Source organism: Pseudomonas sp. Hz4 (genome assembly GCF_054898165.1).
The window spans coordinates 5,097,426-5,118,177 of sequence record NZ_CM142719.1 but is presented as its reverse complement, the minus strand read 5'-3'; the positions used below and the strand labels follow the sequence as shown (position 1 = coordinate 5,118,177).

Here is a 20,752-nt window from a genome sequence, read left to right as displayed (position 1 = left end):
TTTTCAGAGAAATTTTTGATGAATAAGACATTGGTTTTGTGTGCGCTGAGCGCAGGTCTGCTGCTCGCGGGTTGTCAGTCGGTCAACACCACCAGCGGTGGCGCAGTGGGCGTTGAGCGCAAACAGTACATGTTCAGCATGCTGTCGACCGATCAGGTCAATCAGATGTACGCCCAGTCTTATCAAAAGACCGTCGGCGAGGCGAGCAGTAAAGGCGTGCTGGACAAGACCAGTAGCGAGGCCAAGCGTGTCCAGGCCATTGCCGACCGGCTGATTGCCCAGGCGCCGATTTTCCGACCGGATTCGGCCCAGTGGAAGTGGGAGGTCAACCTGATCAAGAGCGACGAACTCAATGCCAACTGCGGGCCTGGCGGCAAGATCATTTTCTACACCGGCCTGATCGACAGCCTGAAACTGACCGACGATGAAATCGCCGCGATCATGGGCCACGAAATCGCCCACGCCCTGCGCGAGCACGGTCGTGAAGCAATGTCCAAAGCGTACGGCATCGAAATGGCCAAGCAGGGCGCCGGTGCCTTGTTCGGTCTGGGTCAGGGCAGCCTGGCGCTGGCGGACACCGTGGCCAACTACGGCATGACCTTGCCCAACAGTCGTTCCAATGAAAACGAGGCGGACCTGATCGGCCTGGAACTGGCCGCTCGCGCCGGCTACAACCCGAACGCGGCGATCACCTTGTGGAACAAGATGAGCAAGGCTTCGCAAGGTTCGTCGCCAGAGTTCATGAGCACGCACCCGGCGTCGGCCAGTCGGGTTGCTTCGTTGCAAGCGGCGATTCCGAAAGTCATGCCGCTGTACGAGAAAGCCAAAAAGTCCTGAGTCTCTGATCGATCCCACGCGGACGGTTCGACGCCTCGACGTGGGAACGATCAGTGTCCCGAGTTAAACCCAGCCGCTGCTCTGCATCGCCTTGTACACCGCGACAATGGCGAGGATGAAGAACGCCGACGCCGCCAGGCGACGGATCAGGGTGAGCGGCAATTTATCCGCGGCAAAGTTACCCGCCAAAACCACCGGCACGTTGGCAATCAACATCCCGACGGTGGTGCCGATAATCACCAGCCACAGTTCCGGGTATTGCGCAGCGAGCATCACGGTGGCGACCTGGGTCTTGTCGCCCATCTCCGCAAGGAAAAACGCGATCAACGTGGTCAGGAACGGTCCGAACTTGCGGGCGGTGCTGGCTTCGTCGTCGTCCAGCTTGTCCGGCACCAGGGTCCACAACGCCGTCGCGGTGAAACTCGCGGCGAGGATCCAGTGCAGCATCGCATTCGAGAAGAAACTACCAACCCAGGCGCCTACCGCACCGGCTGCCGCATGGTTGGCCAGGGTTGCAGCAACGATGCCGGCGATGATCGGCCAGGGTTTGCGAAAGCGAGCGGCGAGAATGAGCGCGAGCAGTTGCGTCTTGTCGCCGATTTCGGCCAAGGCAACGATTGCGGTGGGAACGAGAAATGAATCCAGCATCAGGGTTTTCCTAAGGGGCGGGTCGACACGGCTATGACACGTACAGCCTTCCCGCCCCGGGTAAGGTGTTCGTGTCATAGGTCTTGTCAAACCCTGCGATCCGTCTGATGCGGACGCTTGGGTCGCATACGCCATGGTCTGTTGACCAAGTATGTTGACGTATGCCGGACGAGCATGGCGCTCGTGGGAGACTACTCCCCTAGGACGGAGCGGATTCTGCCTAGGCAAATCCGATTGGGCAAGCCTCTTTTTTAAAGAAGGCCTAGCCGCGTTTGGCCCGATAGATTCTGAAACCCTGTCCCTCAGCCTTGATTGCGCACACCCCGAGGTGCTCTTCGATCAGCGGCTGGTACTTCAGGAAGCTGTTCGCCACCAAGCGCAGTTCGCCACCGTTTTTCAGATGTTTTGCTGCTTTTCGCAGCAAGTTCTCGGTAGCGAAGTAGTCGGTGTGAACGCCGACATGGAACGGTGGGTTGCTCAAAATCGCGCTCAAACCCATGGGCGCGGCGTCGATTCCGTCACCGGTGATGACGTCTGCTTCCAGCCCGTTGGCAGCCAATGTCAATCGACTGCTGGCAGCGGCAAACGCATCCACATCTAGCAAGGTGACCTGGTTGTGTGGATAACGCCGCTTGACCGCCGCACCCAACACGCCCGCGCCGCAACCGAAGTCGAGCAAATGGCCACTCGGTAACTTGTCGAGATGTTCCAGCAGCAACGCGCTACCGCGATCCAGCCGCCCGTGGCTGAACACGCCCGGCAGGCTGATGACTTTCAGCGGACCTTCGGCCAGCGGCAACTCATACGTCTCGGCCAGGCTTTCCAGCGATTTGGCTTCTGGTGCAGTGGCCACGGTGACCTGCCAGAGCTGGCAATGCCGCGCGCTGTCGAGCTTGCGCGGTTTGCCGAAGGGGTTCAGTTGCTTGGCCGCGCCTTCGATGCCGCTGCGTTTTTCACCCACCAGATACAGTTCACGACCGGCCAGTTTTGAGGCGAGGGCATTGAGGATGTAGTCGGTCAGGTCCTTGGACTTGGGCAGAAACACCACGGCGGTGTCGAACGCGCGCTCCGGTACAGTTACACCGAAATGGCTGCGCTCGGCGAAGCGGGCATCCAGCGCTGCTTGATCGCCGGCATGCCAGCACCAGCCATGAGCGTCGGGCAGACGGCCCAGCAGGTCATCGGCGGGCAAACCGGCCAGCAGCACCGAACCCTGGAATAACTCGGCCTGACGAAGCAGTACTTCACTGCGCGGATCCATACTCTGCTCCTGTGAAAAAAAGTGCCGCAGTTTATCAACTGACGACCCGCAGCGCTTTACCGCTGAAGTATCCCTGAGCGTTTTCGGTCAACTGGCCTACGATTCGCTGCCGAGCCTCGCGACTGCCCCAGGCGTTGTGCGGGGTGACAATCAGCCGTGGAATGTCATGGGCCAGCAGCGGATTGCCAGCGGTCGGCGGCTCGACACTCAACACATCGGTGGCCGCACCACCCAGGTGACCGTTGCGCAAGGCATCGGCCAGCGCCTGTTCGTCGATCAAACCACCGCGTGCGGTGTTGACCACGAACGCACCGGGTTTCATCGAAGCCAGCTCACGGGCTCCGATGAAGTGGCGGGTGTGTTCGTTGAGCGGACAGTGCAGGGTCAGCGCATCAATCTGCGGCAGCAGCTCATTCAGTGGCAAACGATCCGGCCGGGCAGGGCGCCCGGGAATCTGGCCGAGCAATACGCGCATACCGAAGGCTTCGGCCAGTTGTGCGACCGCGCCGCCCAGTTCGCCATGACCGAGCAGACCGAGGGTTTTGCCTTCCAGTTCGACAATCGGGTAATCCAGCAGGCAGAACTGTTTCGCTTGCTGCCAGCGGCCTTCACCGACGGCTTTCTGATAATCGGCCAGGCGCGTGGCCAGGTTGAGCAGCAACATGATCGTGTGCTGCGCCACCGATGGCGTGCCGTAACCCTGGCAGTTGCAGACGGTAATCCCGTGGGCGCGGGCAGCCGCGAGGTCAACGTTGTTGGTGCCGGTGGCGGTGATCAGGATCAGCTTCAGCTCGGGGCTGGCAGCGATGGCGGCGGCGTCGATCAGAATCTTGTTGCTGATGGCGACGGTGGCGCCCTTGAGGCGTTCGATCACCTGGTCTTGCGTGGTCTGGGCGAATAGTTGTAAGTCGCTGAAACACTCCTGCAGCGGGCTGAGGTCGAGGTCACCCAGGTCCAGGGACGGGTGGTCGAGGAAAACGGCGCGGTGAGTGGTCGTCATCAACTGTACCTTTTGTGCAGTGAACTGTAGGCGTAATCTGCCGAGCCTAACAGATGAAACAAACAGTTCCGCTTGGCCAAAAGGATCCCCCCATGTACTGGACAGAGTTTTTGACCGTTGCCCTGATTCACTTGCTGGCCGTGGCCAGCCCCGGCCCGGACTTTGCCGTGGTGGTGCGAGAGAGCGTGACCCATGGTCGTCAAGCGGGTACCTGGACGGCGCTGGGTGTCGGCACGGCGATTTTCCTGCACGTTGGCTATTCGCTGCTCGGCATCGGCCTGATCGTGTCCCAGTCGATCGTGTTGTTTAATGCCTTGAAATGGGCGGCTGCCGCTTATTTGCTGTACATCGGCTTCAAGGCCCTGCGCGCGCAACCGGCCCAATCTGCGGCTGACGATCTGCACAAGGAAGCGGGTGAGCGCACGGCTCGCGGCGCCTTCACGTCGGGTTTCGTGACCAACGGTCTGAACCCGAAAGCCACGCTGTTCTTCCTGTCGTTGTTCACCGTGGTGATCAATCCGCATACGCCGTTGGCGGTGCAGGCGGGTTACGGGGTTTACCTCGCGGCGGCCACGGCTTTCTGGTTCTGCCTGGTGGCGATGCTGTTCAGCCAGCAACGCGTACGCGCCGGTTTCGCCCGCATGGGTCACTGGTTCGACCGGACCATGGGCGCCGTGCTGATCGCCATCGGTGTAAAACTCGCGTTCACCGAGATGCATTGATCGATCGCAGCCCTAGGAGCTGGCGTGCCAGCGAAGGCGGTGTGTCTGGCGAACCGCGTCGTCTTATTCGCCAGCAGCAGGCTCCTAAAAAGGAGTGAGTTCGGCGATTCGTGCAAATGCCGGCGCAACGCTAGCATTTGTCCGAGGTTACAAATCATTCCTTTGGCTGATTTGGCGGGCGACCAAGGGCACTAGAGTGCTTACTTTCAGCCACGACCGTGCAGTCAGAAAAGGGACACTTATGTTGCAGACTCGCGTTATCCCCCCAGCCGAAGGCGCTTACCAGTATCCGCTGCTGATTAAACGGCTGCTGATGTCCGGCGCTCGCTATGAGAAAACCCGCGAGATCATTTACCGCGACCAGTTGCGCTACAGCTATCCGACCCTGATTGAACGGGTTGCAAGGCTGGCCAACGTGCTGACGGCCGCCGGCGTCAAGGCTGGTGATACCGTGGCGGTGATGGACTGGGACAGCCATCGTTATCTGGAATGCATGTTCGCCATCCCGATGATCGGCGCGGTGATCCACACCATTAACGTGCGCCTGTCGCCGGAACAGATCCTCTACACCATGAACCACGCCGAGGACCGCTTTGTGCTGGTCAACAGCGAGTTCGTCGGGTTGTACCAGGCCATTGCCGGGCACCTGACCACGGTGGAAAAAACCCTGCTACTGACTGACCTCCCGGAAAAAACCGCCGACTTGCCGAACCTGATCGGCGAGTACGAACAGTTGCTGGCGGCTGCCAGCACTCAGTATGACTTCCGGGACTTCGACGAAAACTCGGTCGCGACCACGTTCTACACCACCGGCACCACCGGTAATCCCAAAGGCGTGTACTTCACCCATCGGCAACTGGTGCTGCACACCATGGGCGTGTCGACCATCATGGGTGCCATCGACAGCGTACGTTTGCTGGGCACCAACGACGTCTACATGCCGATCACCCCGATGTTCCATGTGCACGCCTGGGGCCTGCCGTATGTGGCGACCATGCTCGGGCTCAAGCAGGTCTATCCCGGCCGTTACGACCCGGAATATCTGGTGGAACTGTGGCGCAAGGAGAAGGTCACTTTTTCCCATTGCGTGCCAACCATTCTGCAAATGCTCCTTAATTCCAAGGCCGCGCAAGGTACCGACTTTGGTGGCTGGAAAATTGTGATCGGCGGCAGTGCGTTGAACCGCACGTTGTACGAAGCCGCCAAGGCCAATGGCATTCAGTTGACCGCCGCTTACGGCATGTCGGAAACCGGACCGCTGATCTCGTGCGCGCACCTCAACGACGAGCTGATGGCCGGCACCGAAGACGAACGCACCACGTATCGGATCAAGGCCGGTGTGCCGGGGCCATTGGTGGAAGCGGCGATCGTCGACACCGATGGCAACTTCCTGCCCGCCGATGGCGAGACCCAAGGCGAACTGGTGCTGCGTGCGCCGTGGCTCACCGAGGGTTATTTCAACGAACCGCAAAAGGGCGCCGAGCTCTGGGCTGGGGGCTGGCTGCATACCGGTGACGTGGCGACCCTGGACAGCATGGGTGTGATTGATATTCGCGACCGGATCAAAGACGTGATCAAGACCGGCGGCGAGTGGATCTCCTCACTGGACCTGGAAGACCTGATCAGTCGCCACGTGGCGGTACGCGAAGTAGCAGTGGTGGGGATTGCCGATCCGCAGTGGGGCGAGCGCCCGTTTGCACTGCTGGTGGTCCGCGAAGGCCATGTGATCGGGGCGAAGGAGTTGAAGGAGCACCTCAAGCCATTCGTGGAATTGGGGCACCTGAGCAAGTGGGCCATCCCGAGCCAGATCGCTCTTGTTACTGAAATTCCCAAGACCAGTGTCGGCAAGCTCGACAAGAAGCGTATTCGCGTCGACATCACCGAATGGCAAGCCAACAACAGCACGTTCCTCTCGACGCTTTAAGCGTCATTTGGCGTGCCCGAAAGGCACGCCAGCCCCACCAAGCAAGCGCTTGGCTTGTTTAATCTGAATTTTCAGCCATCCTTGCCGGGCCGACGGGCGTCGGCTTGGCAAAGGACTGTTCCAGAGTGGCTGGCAGCTGCAAATCACACTTTAGAGGGATCAAGCAGTACTACCTGCTGGCTATAGTCCGCTCAAGGATTTTTAAGAACGGGGCAAACGCACAAAACGGGGCGATGCATCTTTGGAATGACTTAGGGACCCTTTGGCTTCCAGTCATCCACAGCGTTTTTAGAAGTACTCACTGCCAAAACAATAATGCACATGGAGTAGCGTCGATGACATCAGTAAACCAGTTCTGGCGCCGGGCGAAACTGCCCCTGGCGGTCAGTCTTGCCTCTACGCTCGCCGGGCCAGCATTCGGCGTCAGTTTCAACGTTGGTGAAATCGAAGGTCAGTTCGATTCATCCCTGTCGATCGGTGCCAGTTGGTCTACCGAGAGTGCCAACAAGAACCTCATCGGCGTCAACAACGGTGGTCGCGGCCTCTCCCAGACTTCCGATGACGGTCACTTGAACTTCGAGAGCGGGAAAACCTTCTCGAAGATCTTCAAGGGCATCCATGACCTTGAATTGAAATACGGCGACACTGGCGTTTTCGTCCGTGGCAAATACTGGTACGACTTCGAACTCAAGGACGAAAGCCGTCCTTTCAAGGACATCAGCGACAGCAACCGCAAGGAAGGCGCCCAGTCCTCCGGCGGCCAGATCCTCGACGCTTTCGTCTACCACAACTACTCCGTTGCCGATCAGCCGGGCTCCGTGCGTCTGGGCAAGCAAGTAGTGAGTTGGGGTGAAAGTACCTTCATCGGCGGCGGCATCAACTCGATCAACCCGATCGACGTGTCCGCGTTCCGTCGACCAGGTGCCGAGATCAAGGAAGGTCTGATCCCGGTCAACATGTTCTACGTGTCCCAGAGCCTCACCGAGAACCTCTCGACCGAAGCCTTCTACCAGCTTGAATGGGACCAGACCGTTACCGACAACTGCGGCACCTTCTTCTCGCAACCGGACGTGATTTCGGATGGTTGTGACAACAACCTGGCGGTACTGCGCACCCGTAACGGGCTCAACAACGCATTGACGGCTGCGAGGCTGCCGGCTTCGCTGCGTAATGCCAGCATCAACACCCTGGCTGCCAGGGGCGTGACCTGGGGTGACCCGGATGAAGGTGTCATCGTTCGTCGCGGTCCGGATCGCGATGCCCGTGACAGCGGTCAATTTGGCGTGTCCTTCAAATACATGTTCGATCCGCTGGACACCGAGTTCGGCGCCTACTTCATGAACTACCACAGCCGTGCGCCGATTTTCAGCGGCAAAGGTGCTCCGGCGAGCGCTTACAGCGCGGCGGGCCTGGTGGGCTCGCTGGTGGCCAGGGGTGTTCCTCTCGCTGTCGCGCGTAACCTGGCACCGACTTTGTTGCCATTGGCAGTGGCCGGTAACTCCAGCTACTACGTCGAGTACCCTGAAGATATTCGCCTGTATGGCTTGAGCTTCTCCACCACGTTACCGACAGGTACTGCGTGGAGTGGTGAAGTCAGCTACCGGCCGAATGCGCCGGTTCAGCTCAACACCACCGACATTCTCTTTTCCGGTCTGACGCCTCTGAACCCTAACGTTTCCGTGCTCCAGGGTACGCCAGGGCAGGATCAACAAGGCTATCGCCGCAAGGAAGTGACCCAGCTCCAGACGACCCTTACTCACTTCTTCGACCAGGTGATGGGCGCCGAGCGACTGATCCTGGTGGGCGAGGTCGGCTTTACTCACGTTGGCGGTCTGGAAAGCACTTCCAAAGCGCGTTACGGTCGTGACCCGAGCTACGGCCCGGGCCCGTTGCCAGGTGGTCAGTGCCAGACATTGAACAGCGGCACCCTGGCCGGTGGACCACAAAACAACGTGAGCCGCTATTGTGAAAACGACGGATTCACCACCGCAAACTCCTGGGGCTACCGCGGTCGTGCCATCTGGGACTACAACGACGTGTTCGCCGGTGTGAACCTCAAGCCGAACGTGGCCTGGTCCCATGACGTGAGCGGTTACTCGCCAGGCCCTGGCGGCAACTTCGAGGAAGGTCGCAAAGCGGTCAGCCTGGGCGTTGATGCCGAATACCAGAACACCTACACCGCAAGCCTGGCGTACACCAACTTCTTCGACGGCAAGTACACCACCGTGGATGACCGCGACTTCGTTGCGCTCAGCTTCGGCGTGAACTTCTAAGCACTGATTATCAGGACGAACACACCTATGAAAATAACCAAGAGTCTGTTCCAAGTCGGTGTTCTGGGACTTTCGCTGCTGGCGACCGGCGTGATGGCGGCGGTCCCTGCGGCCGAAGCGGACAAACTGGGCAAGAGCCTGACCCCGATGGGCGCCGAAATGGCCGGCAATGCTGACGGTTCGATTCCGGCCTGGAAACCATTGCCGAAAAACGCCGGCGCTGTCGACGGCAAAGGTTTCCTGTCTGACCCGTTTTCCAGTGAAAAACCACTGCTCACCATCACTGCGCAGAACGTCGACCAGTACAAGGACAAGCTCGCACCGGGCCAGTACGCGATGTTCAAGCGCTACCCGGAAACCTTCAAGATTCCGGTCTACCCGTCCCATCGCGGCGCCACCGTGCCGGATGCCGTGTTTGCCTCCATCAAGAAAAACGCCACCAGCACCAACCTGGTGTCTGGCGGCAACGGCCTGGAAAACTTCGAAACCGCAGTTCCGTTTCCGATCCCGAAGACCGGCGTTGAAGTCATCTGGAACCACATCACCCGCTATCGCGGCGGCAGCGTGACCCGCCTGGTAACCCAGGCCACGCCACAACCGAATGGCTCGTACAGCCTGGTGTACTTCCAGGACCAGTTCGTGTTCCGCGACAAGATGAAGGATTACGATCCGGCGAACCCGGGCAACATCCTGTTCTACTTCAAGCAGAAAGTGACCGCGCCGGCACGTCTGGCCGGTGGTGTGCTGCTGGTACACGAAACCCTCGACCAGGTGAAGGAGCCGCGTTCGGCGTGGGTCTACAACGCCGGTCAACGTCGCGTGCGTCGCGCACCGCAAGTGTCCTATGACGGGCCGGGTACTGCGGCGGATGGCCTGCGTACCTCCGACAACCTGGACATGTACAACGGCGCGCCGGATCGTTACGACTGGAAGCTCGAAGGCAAGAAAGAGATGTACATCGCCTCCGACAGCTACAAGCTCGACTCGCCTCAACTCAAGTACGACGACATCATCAAGGCCGGCCACATCAACCAGGACCTGGCTCGTTACGAGCTGCGCCGGGTCTGGCATGTGGTTGCGACCCTGAAGGAAGGTCAGCGTCACATCTACGCCAAGCGTGACTTCTACATCGACGAAGACACCTGGCAGGCGGCCGTGATCGACCACTACGACGGTCGTAATCAACTGTGGCGTGTGGCGGAAGCTCACTCCCAGAACTACTACAACGTTCAGGTGCCGTGGTACACCCTGGAAACCTTGTACGACCTGCAATCGGGCCGCTACCTGGCATTGGGCATGAAGAACGAAGAGAAATCGGCGTATGACTTCGGCTTCACCACCACCACCAGCGACTTCACTCCGGCTGCGCTGCGCCAAGAGGGTGTTCGCTAAGCGGAACTGAACAGAGGCCGCATCCTCGAAAAACGCCCCGACTGGTTCGGGGCGTTTTTTTGTTCGTAGGCTTTTTGTAGCCATTTGTAGCAATAACCTTCATTCCCTCTTCGTTTACCGCTAGGCTGCGGACATCTGCAACGCCGCCAACCGCCATTCAAACAAGAGCCGGCCATGACTGATCTGTCCCCACACCCGGGCCCTGCAAGCGTTGCCGTCGCGGCACTGGCCGGGCGCTTTTTTCGGCCTCCGTTGCCCGACGGCCATGTGCTGCGGCCTCGTCTGTGCGAGCGCCTGAGTGCGGGGCTTGGTGGCAGGCTGTTGCTGGTCAGCGCACCGGCGGGGTTTGGCAAAAGTTCGTTGGCCGTGGAGTTCTGTCAGGGCTTGCCGGCTCACTGGCAAAGTCTGTGGCTGGGGTTGAGTCCGCGAGACAGCGATCCAGGGCGTTTTCTTGAGCGGTTGCTCGAAGGCCTCCAGGACTATTATCCGCAACTCGGCAGCCAGTCCCTGGGGCTGCTGAAAATGCGGCAGCGGCATCAGCCGTTTGCTTTTGAAGAATGGCTGGACGGTTTGCTCGATGAGCTGGCCGTGCACCTGGCATCGAGTACGCCTCTGCTGTTGGTGCTTGATGACTACCATCTGGCTCAGGGCCCGGTTCTCGATCGCTGCCTGCAATTTTTCCTCAATCACCTGCCTGACGGCTTGCTGGTCATGGTCACCAGTCGGCAGCGGCCGGACTGGCATCTGGCGCGCCTGCGGCTGTCACGGCAACTGCTCGAGTTGAATGAACAGGACTTGCGCCTGACTCACGATGAAGCCTTGACCCTGCTTGATCGTCATAGCAGTTCCTTGCGCGGCGAAGCGCTGGAGAGCCTCATCCAGCGCAGCGAAGGTTGGGTTGCCGGACTGCGTTTCTGGCTGTTGGCGGCGTCCGAAGCGGGCACCCAGGGTGCTTTGCCGCAGACGCTGCATGGCGGGGAAGGGCTGATCCGCGATTACCTGCTCGAAGAAGTCATCGATTGTCTGCCCGCCGAGGTGCAGTCATTCCTTTACGACACCGCCCCCCAGGAACGCTTTTGCAGCGAACTGTGCGACGCCGTTCGCGAAGCCCATGACAGTGCCGAGATCCTGCGTTTTCTGCTGGCCCATCAGGTGTTCCTGGTGCCGCTGGACGAACAGGGTCACTGGTATCGCTACCACCATTTGTTTTCCGACCTGCTGCGCACCCGGCCTACCGCTCAGGCGATCGTGCCGGCGGCCACCCTGCACCTGCGCGCCTGTCGATGGTTCAATGCCCAGGGGCTGCTCGATGAGGCGGTCGAGCAGGCGTTGCGTGCCGGGCACCTGGATGTCGCGGCGAACCTGGTCCAGAACCTCTCCGAAGAACAACTGCTGGCCGAACAGAACGTTGGCATGTTGCTGCGCTGGAAAATGGACTTGCCCGACAGCCTGCTGGTCAGCACGCCACGGCTGATCGTGCTGTACAGCTGGGCATTGGGGCTGGCTTGTCAGCTGGACGCCGCCGAGGAACTGTCCAGTCATTTGAGCCGCTTCCTGCCGGCCCCGTCAGCCACTGCGCAGAAATCCATGCTGGCGCAATGGCTGGCCCTGAGCGGAATCATCGCTCGCGGGCGCGGCAATCGCGAACTGACGTTGCTCTATTGCACCGAAGCGCAGGAGAGCCTGCCGGCCAAACGCTACGGGCAACGCCTGATGTGCCTCTCGACCCTGTCCAACCTGGCCATTGCCGACGGCGACTTGTGGCGCGCACGCGGGTTGAACCGTGAGTCTCTGGAGTTGGCGCAACGGGTTGGCAACCCGCTGTTCGAAGCGCTGGCCCATTACGACCGCGCTCGCGTGCTGCAAGCGCGAGGGGAAATTCTTCGTTCGCTGGATGAAGTGCGTCAGGGCCTGCAACGCCTGCAACAGTTATCCCCGCAACGGCTCTATGCGGTGCGCGCCCGACTGACCTTGTACGAGGGCTTTTTACTGGCCCTGCGCTTGCAACCGCAAGCTGCACGGGCACGTTTGCAAGCCGGTTTGAGTGAAGCGCGAGCCTGTCGCGACATCAGCGTATTGATCGGTCACTGCGTGATTGCCAGGCTTGAGGGCAGCAGTGGCGAATTTGCCAAAGCCTTTGCCGAACTCGCGGAAGCCGAGCGTTTGATGCACATCTGGGACGTACCGCCGATTTACTACCTGGCGATGATTACGCTGGTCAAATGCGAGCTCTGGCTAGCCCAGGGTCGTACCGATCTGGCCGAAGCCTGGCTCGCTCGCTTGGGCCAGACCTATAACGGCGAACACGCTGCAGCGCCTCCTGAGTTCCATCCGCAACTGCCGCTGCATATCGAGTTGCAGCAGGCCTTGCTGGAGGTTATTCAAGGGCAGCCGATGCTGGCCGAAGGACGATTGAATACGTTGCTTGAGCATGGGCAGCAAACCGGCAGGCAGATGCTCTGCGTGATGGCGTTGACTCAGAAAGTGACGTTGTTGCTGGGGGGCGGGCGCGAACCCGAGGCCCGCAAAGTGCTGGCTCAAGCCCTGGAGGCGGCGGCCGGTGGGGGGCTGCAACCGTTTGACGGGTTGTTGGCTGAACATCCGGACTGGCTGCGTAACCAGCTTCAACTCGGTGTGCCGACTCCCGTTTCATTGAGCCTTTCAGAAAAACTTCCGGCAGTGACAGCCCGTCCCGCAGCAGAGTCATCCGCCGCGGCGGAACAACTCAGTGCGCGGGAAATGGCCGTCCTGAGACTGATCGCCCAAGGCTGTTCGAATCAGGAAATCAGCGATCAACTGTTTATTTCGCTGCACACGGTGAAAACCCATGCCAGCCATATCAACAGCAAGCTTGGGGTGGAACGGCGTACGCAGGCGGTGGCCAGGGCGAAAGAGTTGGGCGTATTGCAGTAATCGCCGTTTGAAGACCTCCGAAACAAGTTGGGTCTTGCGGTCAGAGGTTTTCGGTCATTTCTCCGTTGAGACAGTCACATCCGGATGTCTGCCCCACGTCGATGGAGTGCTTCAGAATTGACAGTAAGCCTATGGAGCAGTCATCTCCGGTTTTACTGGCAATGGAGTGTTGTAGATTGTCACCCAACACTTCCCTCATTTTTTTTCTGGGCAACGTTGCATTCCACTCCAGCAGCTTCTGGACCGCCGAGGCGAGGACACCGCTGGATTTGTGATAGAGGCTTTCTGCGGTCCCGTCGCTCATGATCGCGAAGCCAGTCAGGGCTTCGATTTGCCCACGGTACAACCTGAGCCGCGATGCCGCTTTATGGTCAGTCAGAAACAGGGTGGTATTAGCGAACTCGCCATTTTCTGGATGAGAAAGGGCCTGAAGTTGTCCGTCCGCATCAACGCTTGCGATGACGCCATCGCCCAAGTGGCCTGCCAGGTAGCGGCCTCGTGAGTAAGCGACAAACGACAAGGTACAGGCCAGGTCGTTGATATCGCCGCCGAGCTTTGCAGATTTGCGTCTGAACGCGTCCAGGCAGCGATTAACCAGTCGCTGGGCTGCCTTCGCATTGTGTTTGTCCATGTTTTGCCAGAGGCTTTCAAAGTTTTTGCAGACAAAGGCCAGGGTAGCCGTAACCGCTACTTGGGCGCCGATGTCGGATCTGGCTTTTGAGCCAGCCCCATCGGCCAATGAAATGCAGGTCACCTCGTTGGACTCTCTGGCCGCGACATAGTCCTGGCAAGGCGTATGAGTCTTGAGGTGCGAGCGTCCTGCCACAAACGCGCAGGCCGTTTTACAGCTGAAATCTACCGGGATCTCGGGCATGGTTCAGACCTTTGCCCAGGCTTCGATACCTTTAATATCCAGCGCCACCGCGTCACCAGGCGTCGACTGAGACGCACGCGAAACACTTCGGCTCAACCAGTCAAAGAATTCACTGAAGTGCAAACCTTTGAGGCGCAGGGGCGGGCGTGTAGGGGAAAACTGTGCCAGCGACTGTATGTTCGCCGCCGCACCGATCGCGATCGGGAAAACGGTCAGTTTGCGTTTGCTGATCATGCTGGCCACGCGAGCGGCCGCCTCGCTAATATCATCTGTCGGTTCGCCATCGGTCATAAGGACCATCCAGGGCTGGAAATAATCAACGCCGGCACGTTGATAATCTTCCTTGCGTGCTTCCAGCAAGTCCAAAGCGATGCTCACGGCGTGCCCCATCGGTGTCATGCCCGATGCCACCAACGCAGGGACGTCCTGACGACTGATGGAGCCGAAATCCAGCACTTTTTGCGCCGTCCCACCGAAGGTCACGATGCAGATTTCAGCGGCATACTGCGCCACCTCATCGTCACGAATTGCCTCGAAAAACATCTGAACGCCGGAATGCAGTTCCGCGATGGGTTCGCCTTCCATTGATCCGCTGACGTCCAGCACGAGGCAAACGGGCACGCGTGTGGTCGGGTTTTCGGCGAGGTCTTCCTGACGAAGGAGATAGTCTTCTTGCATGGGATTATCCTTTTGAGCTGAGCGTTACAAAAAACGCTTCAAGAGTCGTTTGAACCAGCGCACAACGATGCTCTCTTGGTTGAGCGGGCGTGCTGGCGCGGATCGATATGGTTGCGGTCGGGCGGAAGTCGGTTGCTGCTGCGGTTGTGTCGGCGTCCGGCGCACGGGGGCAGGCGCTGGCGCAGAAGCAGGCACGGCGCGTTTAGGTGCAGGTGCTGTCATACGTACCGGCGGCGGATTGGGACGAGACATGGCCGCCGCCGGAGGTGACGCCGCTCGCTGCTCTGCCTGCTCGGTTTTCTTTTGGCTTTCACTGGCCAGGTGTTTCAGTTTGGACGCCTTTTGACAGTCTGCGCATCGAGTCGATTTACCCGAGTCCTGCATTTTCTTAAGCCAGGCCCTGGATTCGGTGTAGGTTTTTTTGCAGCTACCGCAGACAGCCTCAACCGGGTCGGTGATACGAAAAGCGGCGGGGAACAGCTCATCGCAATGCTTGCCCTTGCGCAACTCTTCGCCGTACTGAGCCAGTAGCGTCAACCAGTCACCTATCGGTCGACGCTGGTTATCTTCGAATGTGTTGCTGAACGCCTGTTTGAGCAGGTACGGCAAATGACTCCAGATATTTTGCCAGGTACCCACCGGCGTGACGCTTACCTTGCCTTTGCCGCTGTCCTTTTTGAATCGATAGGGGAAGTTCATGTTCTTGATGTTGTCGGACGCCGTTCCGCCACCTTGTTGGGAATAGGGTGGTTTGCCTGGCAGCAGGATCATGAACAGCATGGTGGCGATGGCGAACAGCTCGTGATCTTTTGTACGCAGGTATTTGCCATATTTGTTTCCCTGGATCTCAGGCGCGGTGAATGGCACGGTGCCAACTTCGCAGGGAAAATGATCGATCTGAAAGCTGTCTGTATCGACCATCCAGACCTTGTTGCTGTCCGGAGTGACGAGCAGGTTCATGGGGTTGATGTCGCCCACAATGATGTTCAGCGAATGCAGGTATTGCACCTGTTTCAGAAACGCAATCGCGACATTCACCAGATCTCGTCGCGTCCAGCGCGGGAACGTTTTCGCCAATAACGGTTTGACGAATACCGAGGTCTGAAGGGTTTTCCCTTCCGCCCGAGGCATCACATAGCCAACAAACTCTTGATCAGCATTGAAAACCAACTCGGTCGGCCAACAAATGCCAGGCGCAACGATTCGGCGTGTCACCATGAGCTCGATCTTCTCGCGGCGCCGGATACTGAGCTTTCCTGTGTGATAGATCTTGCACACTTCTGCGTTGCCCGCCACGGCATAGATCGTCCCTTCGCCACCGGAGCTGATGGACTTGCCAAGCGTTAATCGGCGGCCGCTTGACGTCGTTACCACCGAACCTTCCGTGACACTTGCGCCTTTATTCTGGATAAGACGATCGGCCGTGGCGAGGGGCGTCATGGGCTGGTCGAAAGGCACGATCGGCGCGCGGCCGATCCAGCGTATGGCTCTGGCATCAGCGGCTTTGCACTGAATGAGTTGCGCCTCATCGCAAGTCAGTAATAGCAGGTCGTAGTGACGGCACAAGTCGACGGCGTCACCCGACTTGGTCTGGTCCTGTGGCGCCGTCGTTCGCTTGAGCGCGAAGATCGGTTGGCCATCGAAAGCGCATTCGGCCAGTAAATCGCCGGGACGCAGTGCTGTACCTTTGGGGAGCGCGCGGTGCGGTCGCGAAGGCTGGCCGGCGAAAAGCTGGAAAAATTGTCGAGCGTTTTTGTGGACCTGCTCGTGCCCCTTTGTCAGGGACTGAAGCTCCAGAAGATCGGAGTGAGCGATAAAGGGCAGACCCTTCTTGCCGCGAATGCGGTTGATAATGTCCGGGTCCAGAAAAAGGACGCTTTTATCGACGAGCACGTGTTCCATTGAAGGGGGCATTGGCTTCCTGCCGTCTTGTTTCAAAATAGGCGCGGCGCGAGGATAACCTATCAATTTTGCGGATCACAACCGCAGTACCCAGCCTTGGCACCAGGATTAAACCCATGCAAACCCCGAATACAGCCCTCATCCGCGAAACCTTCCCCGTCGGCCCTCTGCAGTGCAACTGCACGATCATCGGCGATCCGATCACCAAGAAGGCCATCGTGGTCGATCCTGGAGGCAATCACGAACTGATCCTCGCGCGCCTCGACGCACTGGGCCTGAAGGTGGTCAGCATCATTCACACCCACGCGCACCTCGATCACTTCCTGGCTTCTGGTCAGTTGAAGGAGAAAACCGGCGCAACCCTGCATTTGCATAAAGAAGATCAATTTCTCTGGGACAACCTGGAGATGCAGTGCCAGATGTTCGGTGTGCCTTACACGCCGGTGCCGTCGCCGGATCGCTGGTTGGCCGATGATGAAGAACTGGCGTGCGGGTGCGGCGTCGCGTTGCACACGCCGGGTCATACGCCGGGCTCCATGAGCTTTTGGTTTTCAGAGGCTAAGCTGCTGATTGCCGGTGACACGTTGTTTCGTCGCGGGGTAGGGCGCACGGATTTGTGGGGTGGCGATCAGGCGACCATCGTGCGGTCGATCAAGCAGCGGCTGTACACCCTCGATGAAGAGGCGACGGTGGTGACCGGGCATGGTCCGGACACGCGTCTGGGCGATGAAATGCGCGAGAACCCTTTTGTGCGGGCATGATTTCTGCTGTTGTAAGGGGCGTCGCGGAATTTTTTTCATCCGCAATGATCCAACGCCCGCAAAGGTTTAATGCCTTGGTCCGTTGCACCACAGAATGCAAAAATCAGGAGCTCTTCATGTTCACCAAGCGTCGTTTGATTATTGTCGCTACTGCCGTGGCCTTGTTGTCTGGCTGCGCCTCGCCTAACCCTTACGACAATCAGGGGCAGGCCGACGGTGGCTCCACGGGCATGAGTAAAACCGCCAAATACGGCGGCCTCGGCGCTCTGGCCGGTGCGTTGGCCGGTGCCGCCATCGGTCACGACAACCGTGGCAAGGGCGCGCTGATTGGCGCTGCCGTGGTCGGTGCTTCCGCCGCTGGTTACGGGTATTACGCCGACCAGCAGGAGAAGAAGCTGCGCGCCAGCATGGCCAACACCGGGGTGGAAGTGCAGCGCCAGGGCGATCAGATCAAACTGATCATGCCGGGCAACATCACCTTCGCTACCGATTCGGCGAATATCGCGTCGAGCTTCTACCAGCCGCTGAACAATCTGGCAGGCTCGCTCAAGGAGTTCAGTCAGAACCAGATCGAGATCGTCGGTTTCACCGACAGCACCGGCAGCCGCCAGCACAACATGGACCTGTCCCAGCGTCGCGCCCAGAGCGTGGCGACTTACCTGACGTCGCAAGGCGTGAGCGGTGCCAACCTGTCGGCTCGCGGTGCCGGGCCGGATAACCCGATTGCCAATAACGGCGACGTCAATGGCCGGGCGCAGAACCGTCGGGTCGAGGTCAACCTGAAGGCGATTCCGGGTCAGCAATATCAGCAGCCGACTCAGCAGTACCAGTAACAGCCTGACTGAACCCCAGGCGTAAAAAAGCCCGCCCGATCCTTAACAGATCGGGCGGGCTTTTTTGTATCGCGCGAAACCTGATTACTTCTTCAGGCCGTAATGCTCATCGAGCATGCCCGGCGCGTTCGGGGCTTTGGGGGCGTAATCGCGAGGCGGCTCCTGATTGCGCGGTGGCGTCAGGCGTTCCCGTGGGGCCACTGCCGCATCGGCGTGCAGGGAGGCCAGCAAGCGTTGACGGGTCTGCTCGTCCAGGGCCAGGCGGTTGGCACCCTCGGCGAGATGATCCTGCACTTCCTGATAGCTCTGAGTCAGTTTCTTGACCAGGGTTGCAGTGCTGTTGAAGTGGGTGACCACCTCGTTCTGATAACTGTCGAAACGTTCCTGAACGTCATCCAGCTGACGTTGTGTGCTGCTCGGAGCGGCATTCGGCACCAGGCGAGCGATCAGGAATCCAATGGCGACACCCACAACCAGGGCAAGAGTCGGTAACAACCAAACTAAGAGCGAGTGTTCCACGAGTCCTTCCTCTATAAACGGCTTTGCTTTACGTTAACGGCTCGAACCTGCGCTGTATACCGCGATTCACTCGCAATAGATTGGCACAGACAATTTGCTAGACGAGTCGACCCGATTAGAGGTCACGGAGTTCCTTCCTTGCTTATGCGCGAAACCCCTGTAGTGATTGATGGCCCGGTCGGCCAATTGGAAGCCCTGTACTTAAATAACGAGAGCCTGGATAACGAGCAGCCCCGCGGCCTGGCGCTGATCTGCCATCCTAATCCGGTGCAGGGCGGCACCATGCTCAACAAAGTCGTCTCGACCTTGCAGCGCACCGCGCGCGATGCCGGTTTGATTACTGTGCGCTTCAATTATCGCGGCGTCGGTGCCAGCGAAGGCACCCACGATATGGGCACGGGTGAAGTTGACGATGCTCAAGCGGTCGCCGAATGGCTGCGGGCCAAACATCCAGATTTGCCGCTGACCCTGTTCGGTTTCTCCTTCGGTGGTTTTGTTGCAGCAAGTCTCGGCGGACGACTGGAAGCCAAGGGCGAACAGCTCAAGCATTTGTTCATGATTGCGCCAGCGGTCATGCGCCTGGGCGATCAGGATCAACTGCCGCAGCACGGCGAGTTGACCCTGATCCAGCCGGAAACCGACGAAGTCATCGATCCACAAGCTGTCTATGACTGGTCCTCGAAACTCGAGCGCCCCCATGAGCTGCTGAAAGTGGCAGAATGCGGACACTTTTTTCATGGCAAGCTGACCGATCTCAAGGATCTGATCCTGCCGCGTCTTTCGAATTGATTGCAGTCTGACAAGCGATTACCCATGACGACTCGTACCCGTATCCTCACCGGCATCACCACCACCGGCACGCCGCACCTGGGCAACTACGCCGGGGCCATCCGCCCGGCGATCCTTGCCAGCCGTGACAGCAATGCCGATTCGTTCTACTTCCTGGCCGACTACCACGCCCTGATCAAATGCGATGACCCGCTGCGCATCCAGCGCTCGCGTCTGGAAATCGCCGCGACCTGGTTGGCCGGTGGCCTGGACGTGGACCGCGTAACCTTCTATCGCCAGTCCGACATACCGGAAATTCCCGAGCTGACCTGGTTGCTGACCTGCGTCGCCGCCAAGGGCCTGCTCAACCGTGCCCACGCCTACAAGGCGTCGGTGGACAAGAACGTCGAAACCGGCGAAGACCCGGACGCCGGCATCACCATGGGCTTGTACAGCTACCCGGTGCTGATGGCGGCGGACATTCTGATGTTCAACGCCCATAAGGTGCCGGTCGGTCGTGACCAGATCCAGCACGTGGAAATGGCCCGTGACATCGGCCAGCGCTTCAACCACCTGTTCGGTCAGGGCAAAGAATTCTTCACCATGCCCGAGGCGCTGATCGAAGAAAGCGTCGCCACGCTGCCAGGCCTCGACGGTCGTAAAATGTCGAAGAGCTACGACAACACCATTCCGTTGTTCAGCAGCGCCAAGGAAATGAAGGACGCGATTTCACGGATTGTCACTGACTCCCGCGCGCCGGGCGAGGCGAAAGATCCAGACAATTCGCACCTGTTCACCTTGTTCCAGGCCTTCGCCACCCCAGCGCAGTCCGACGAATTCCGCAGCGAACTGCTGCAGGGTCTGGGTTGGGGCGAGGCGAAGAATCGTCTTTTCCAGCTGCTGGACAACGAATTGGGCGAGTCCCGCGATCGCTATTACCAACTGATCGAACGCCCCGCAGACCTGGAAGACATCCTGCAAATCGGCGCCAAAAAGGCCCGCTCGGTGGCGACACCGTTCCTCCACGAACTGCGTGAAGCGGTGGGCCTGCGCTCTTTCGTCGCTCAGACCCAAGTCGCGACCACCACCAAGAAGAAAACCGCGAAAGCCGCGCGTTTTGTCAGTTTCCGCGAAGAAGACAGCAGTTTCCGTTTCCGTCTGCTGGCGGCCGATGGCGAGCAGCTGCTGTTGTCGCGCAACTTCGCCGACGGCAAAACCGCAGGTCAAGTGACCAAGCAATTGCAATCGGGTCAGCCGTTGGAGGTGCGCAGTGAAGACCGCAGTTTCAGCGTCTGGCTGGAAGGCGAGTGCGTGGCCGACAGCCCGACCTTTGCTGACAACGCCGCTCGCGACGTCGCCATCGACACCTTGCGGGTCGCCCTGACCCCGGTTCAGGAATAATCAACGGCTCGGTCCGACCAAGGGCCGATTGCCATTCCCACGGGCC

The 20,752-nt window shown here is 59.3% G+C and carries 17 protein-coding genes and 1 riboswitch; of the genes, 10 read left to right on the top strand and 7 right to left on the bottom strand.

Annotation, left to right across the window (positions count from 1 at the left end):
• The first annotated feature begins 18 nt into the window (after positions 1-18).
• Positions 19-837, top strand: coding sequence for a M48 family metallopeptidase (locus ACYZTR_RS23490; RefSeq protein WP_461974244.1), 819 nt, complete (start codon positions 19-21; stop codon positions 835-837).
• 63 nt (positions 838-900) lie between these two features.
• Here ACYZTR_RS23490 and ACYZTR_RS23485 read toward each other — a convergent pair whose 3' ends face one another.
• The 3 genes from ACYZTR_RS23485 to ACYZTR_RS23475 form a co-directional block, all read right to left on the bottom strand.
• On the bottom strand, positions 901-1,485 hold the full coding sequence (locus ACYZTR_RS23485; RefSeq protein WP_461974242.1) for a TMEM165/GDT1 family protein: 585 nt from the start codon (positions 1,483-1,485) through the stop codon (positions 901-903).
• 88 nt (positions 1,486-1,573) lie between these two features.
• Positions 1,574-1,698: riboswitch (yybP-ykoY riboswitch) on the bottom strand.
• Between the two features lie 49 nt (positions 1,699-1,747).
• Positions 1,748-2,746: a methyltransferase gene (locus ACYZTR_RS23480; RefSeq protein ID WP_461974240.1), complete on the bottom strand. Its 999-nt coding sequence runs from the start codon at positions 2,744-2,746 to the stop codon at positions 1,748-1,750.
• Between the two features lie 34 nt (positions 2,747-2,780).
• Positions 2,781-3,746: a 2-hydroxyacid dehydrogenase gene (locus ACYZTR_RS23475; protein ID WP_461974238.1), complete on the bottom strand. Its 966-nt coding sequence runs from the start codon at positions 3,744-3,746 to the stop codon at positions 2,781-2,783.
• Positions 3,747-3,838: 92 nt separating this feature from the next.
• Between ACYZTR_RS23475 and ACYZTR_RS23470 the strand changes: the two genes are divergently transcribed.
• The 5 genes from ACYZTR_RS23470 to ACYZTR_RS23450 all read left to right on the top strand — a co-directional run bounded on the left by ACYZTR_RS23470 (position 3,839) and on the right by ACYZTR_RS23450 (position 12,970).
• Positions 3,839-4,468: a LysE family translocator gene (locus ACYZTR_RS23470; protein WP_461974236.1), complete on the top strand. Its 630-nt coding sequence runs from the start codon at positions 3,839-3,841 to the stop codon at positions 4,466-4,468.
• Positions 4,469-4,709: 241 nt separating this feature from the next.
• Complete coding sequence (locus tag ACYZTR_RS23465) at positions 4,710-6,392, top strand: fatty acid--CoA ligase (protein ID WP_461974234.1); 1,683 nt, start codon at positions 4,710-4,712, stop codon at positions 6,390-6,392.
• Positions 6,393-6,727: 335 nt separating this feature from the next.
• Entirely contained in the window at positions 6,728-8,665 is a 1,938-nt protein-coding gene (locus ACYZTR_RS23460) for a DUF1302 domain-containing protein (RefSeq protein ID WP_461974232.1), read from the top strand.
• Positions 8,666-8,692: 27 nt separating this feature from the next.
• Complete coding sequence (locus tag ACYZTR_RS23455; protein ID WP_461974231.1) at positions 8,693-10,057, top strand: DUF1329 domain-containing protein; 1,365 nt, start codon at positions 8,693-8,695, stop codon at positions 10,055-10,057.
• 174 nt (positions 10,058-10,231) lie between these two features.
• Positions 10,232-12,970, top strand: coding sequence for a LuxR C-terminal-related transcriptional regulator (locus ACYZTR_RS23450; protein ID WP_461974229.1), 2,739 nt, complete (start codon positions 10,232-10,234; stop codon positions 12,968-12,970).
• Positions 12,971-13,010: 40 nt separating this feature from the next.
• Here the strand turns inward: ACYZTR_RS23450 and ACYZTR_RS23445 are convergent, their stop codons facing one another.
• Genes ACYZTR_RS23445 through ACYZTR_RS23435 form a run of 3 tightly spaced genes read right to left on the bottom strand, consistent with a single transcriptional unit; the run spans position 13,011 to position 16,436 of the window.
• On the bottom strand, positions 13,011-13,844 hold the full coding sequence (locus ACYZTR_RS23445; RefSeq protein ID WP_461974227.1) for a PP2C family serine/threonine-protein phosphatase: 834 nt from the start codon (positions 13,842-13,844) through the stop codon (positions 13,011-13,013).
• A 3-nt stretch (positions 13,845-13,847) separates the two neighbouring features.
• Positions 13,848-14,522, bottom strand: coding sequence for a vWA domain-containing protein (locus tag ACYZTR_RS23440; protein WP_461974225.1), 675 nt, complete (start codon positions 14,520-14,522; stop codon positions 13,848-13,850).
• A 24-nt stretch (positions 14,523-14,546) separates the two neighbouring features.
• Entirely contained in the window at positions 14,547-16,436 is a 1,890-nt protein-coding gene (locus ACYZTR_RS23435) for a protein kinase domain-containing protein (protein WP_461974223.1), read from the bottom strand.
• 104 nt (positions 16,437-16,540) lie between these two features.
• Between ACYZTR_RS23435 and ACYZTR_RS23430 the strand changes: the two genes are divergently transcribed.
• Entirely contained in the window at positions 16,541-17,185 is a 645-nt protein-coding gene (locus ACYZTR_RS23430; protein ID WP_056740859.1) for an MBL fold metallo-hydrolase, read from the top strand.
• A 116-nt stretch (positions 17,186-17,301) separates the two neighbouring features.
• Positions 17,302-18,018, top strand: coding sequence for an OmpA family protein (locus ACYZTR_RS23425; protein ID WP_461974221.1), 717 nt, complete (start codon positions 17,302-17,304; stop codon positions 18,016-18,018).
• An 84-nt stretch (positions 18,019-18,102) separates the two neighbouring features.
• On the opposite strand, the gene ACYZTR_RS23420 is transcribed toward ACYZTR_RS23425, so the two are convergent.
• Positions 18,103-18,537: a Z-ring associated ZapG family protein gene (locus ACYZTR_RS23420; protein ID WP_283181616.1), complete on the bottom strand. Its 435-nt coding sequence runs from the start codon at positions 18,535-18,537 to the stop codon at positions 18,103-18,105.
• 144 nt (positions 18,538-18,681) lie between these two features.
• Between ACYZTR_RS23420 and ACYZTR_RS23415 the strand changes: the two genes are divergently transcribed.
• Together ACYZTR_RS23415 and ACYZTR_RS23410 are read left to right on the top strand one after the other, a co-directional pair.
• Complete coding sequence (locus tag ACYZTR_RS23415) at positions 18,682-19,326, top strand: alpha/beta hydrolase (protein WP_461974218.1); 645 nt, start codon at positions 18,682-18,684, stop codon at positions 19,324-19,326.
• Positions 19,327-19,350: 24 nt separating this feature from the next.
• Positions 19,351-20,706, top strand: coding sequence for a tryptophan--tRNA ligase (locus ACYZTR_RS23410; protein WP_461974216.1), 1,356 nt, complete (start codon positions 19,351-19,353; stop codon positions 20,704-20,706).
• Positions 20,707-20,752 lie beyond the last annotated feature (46 nt).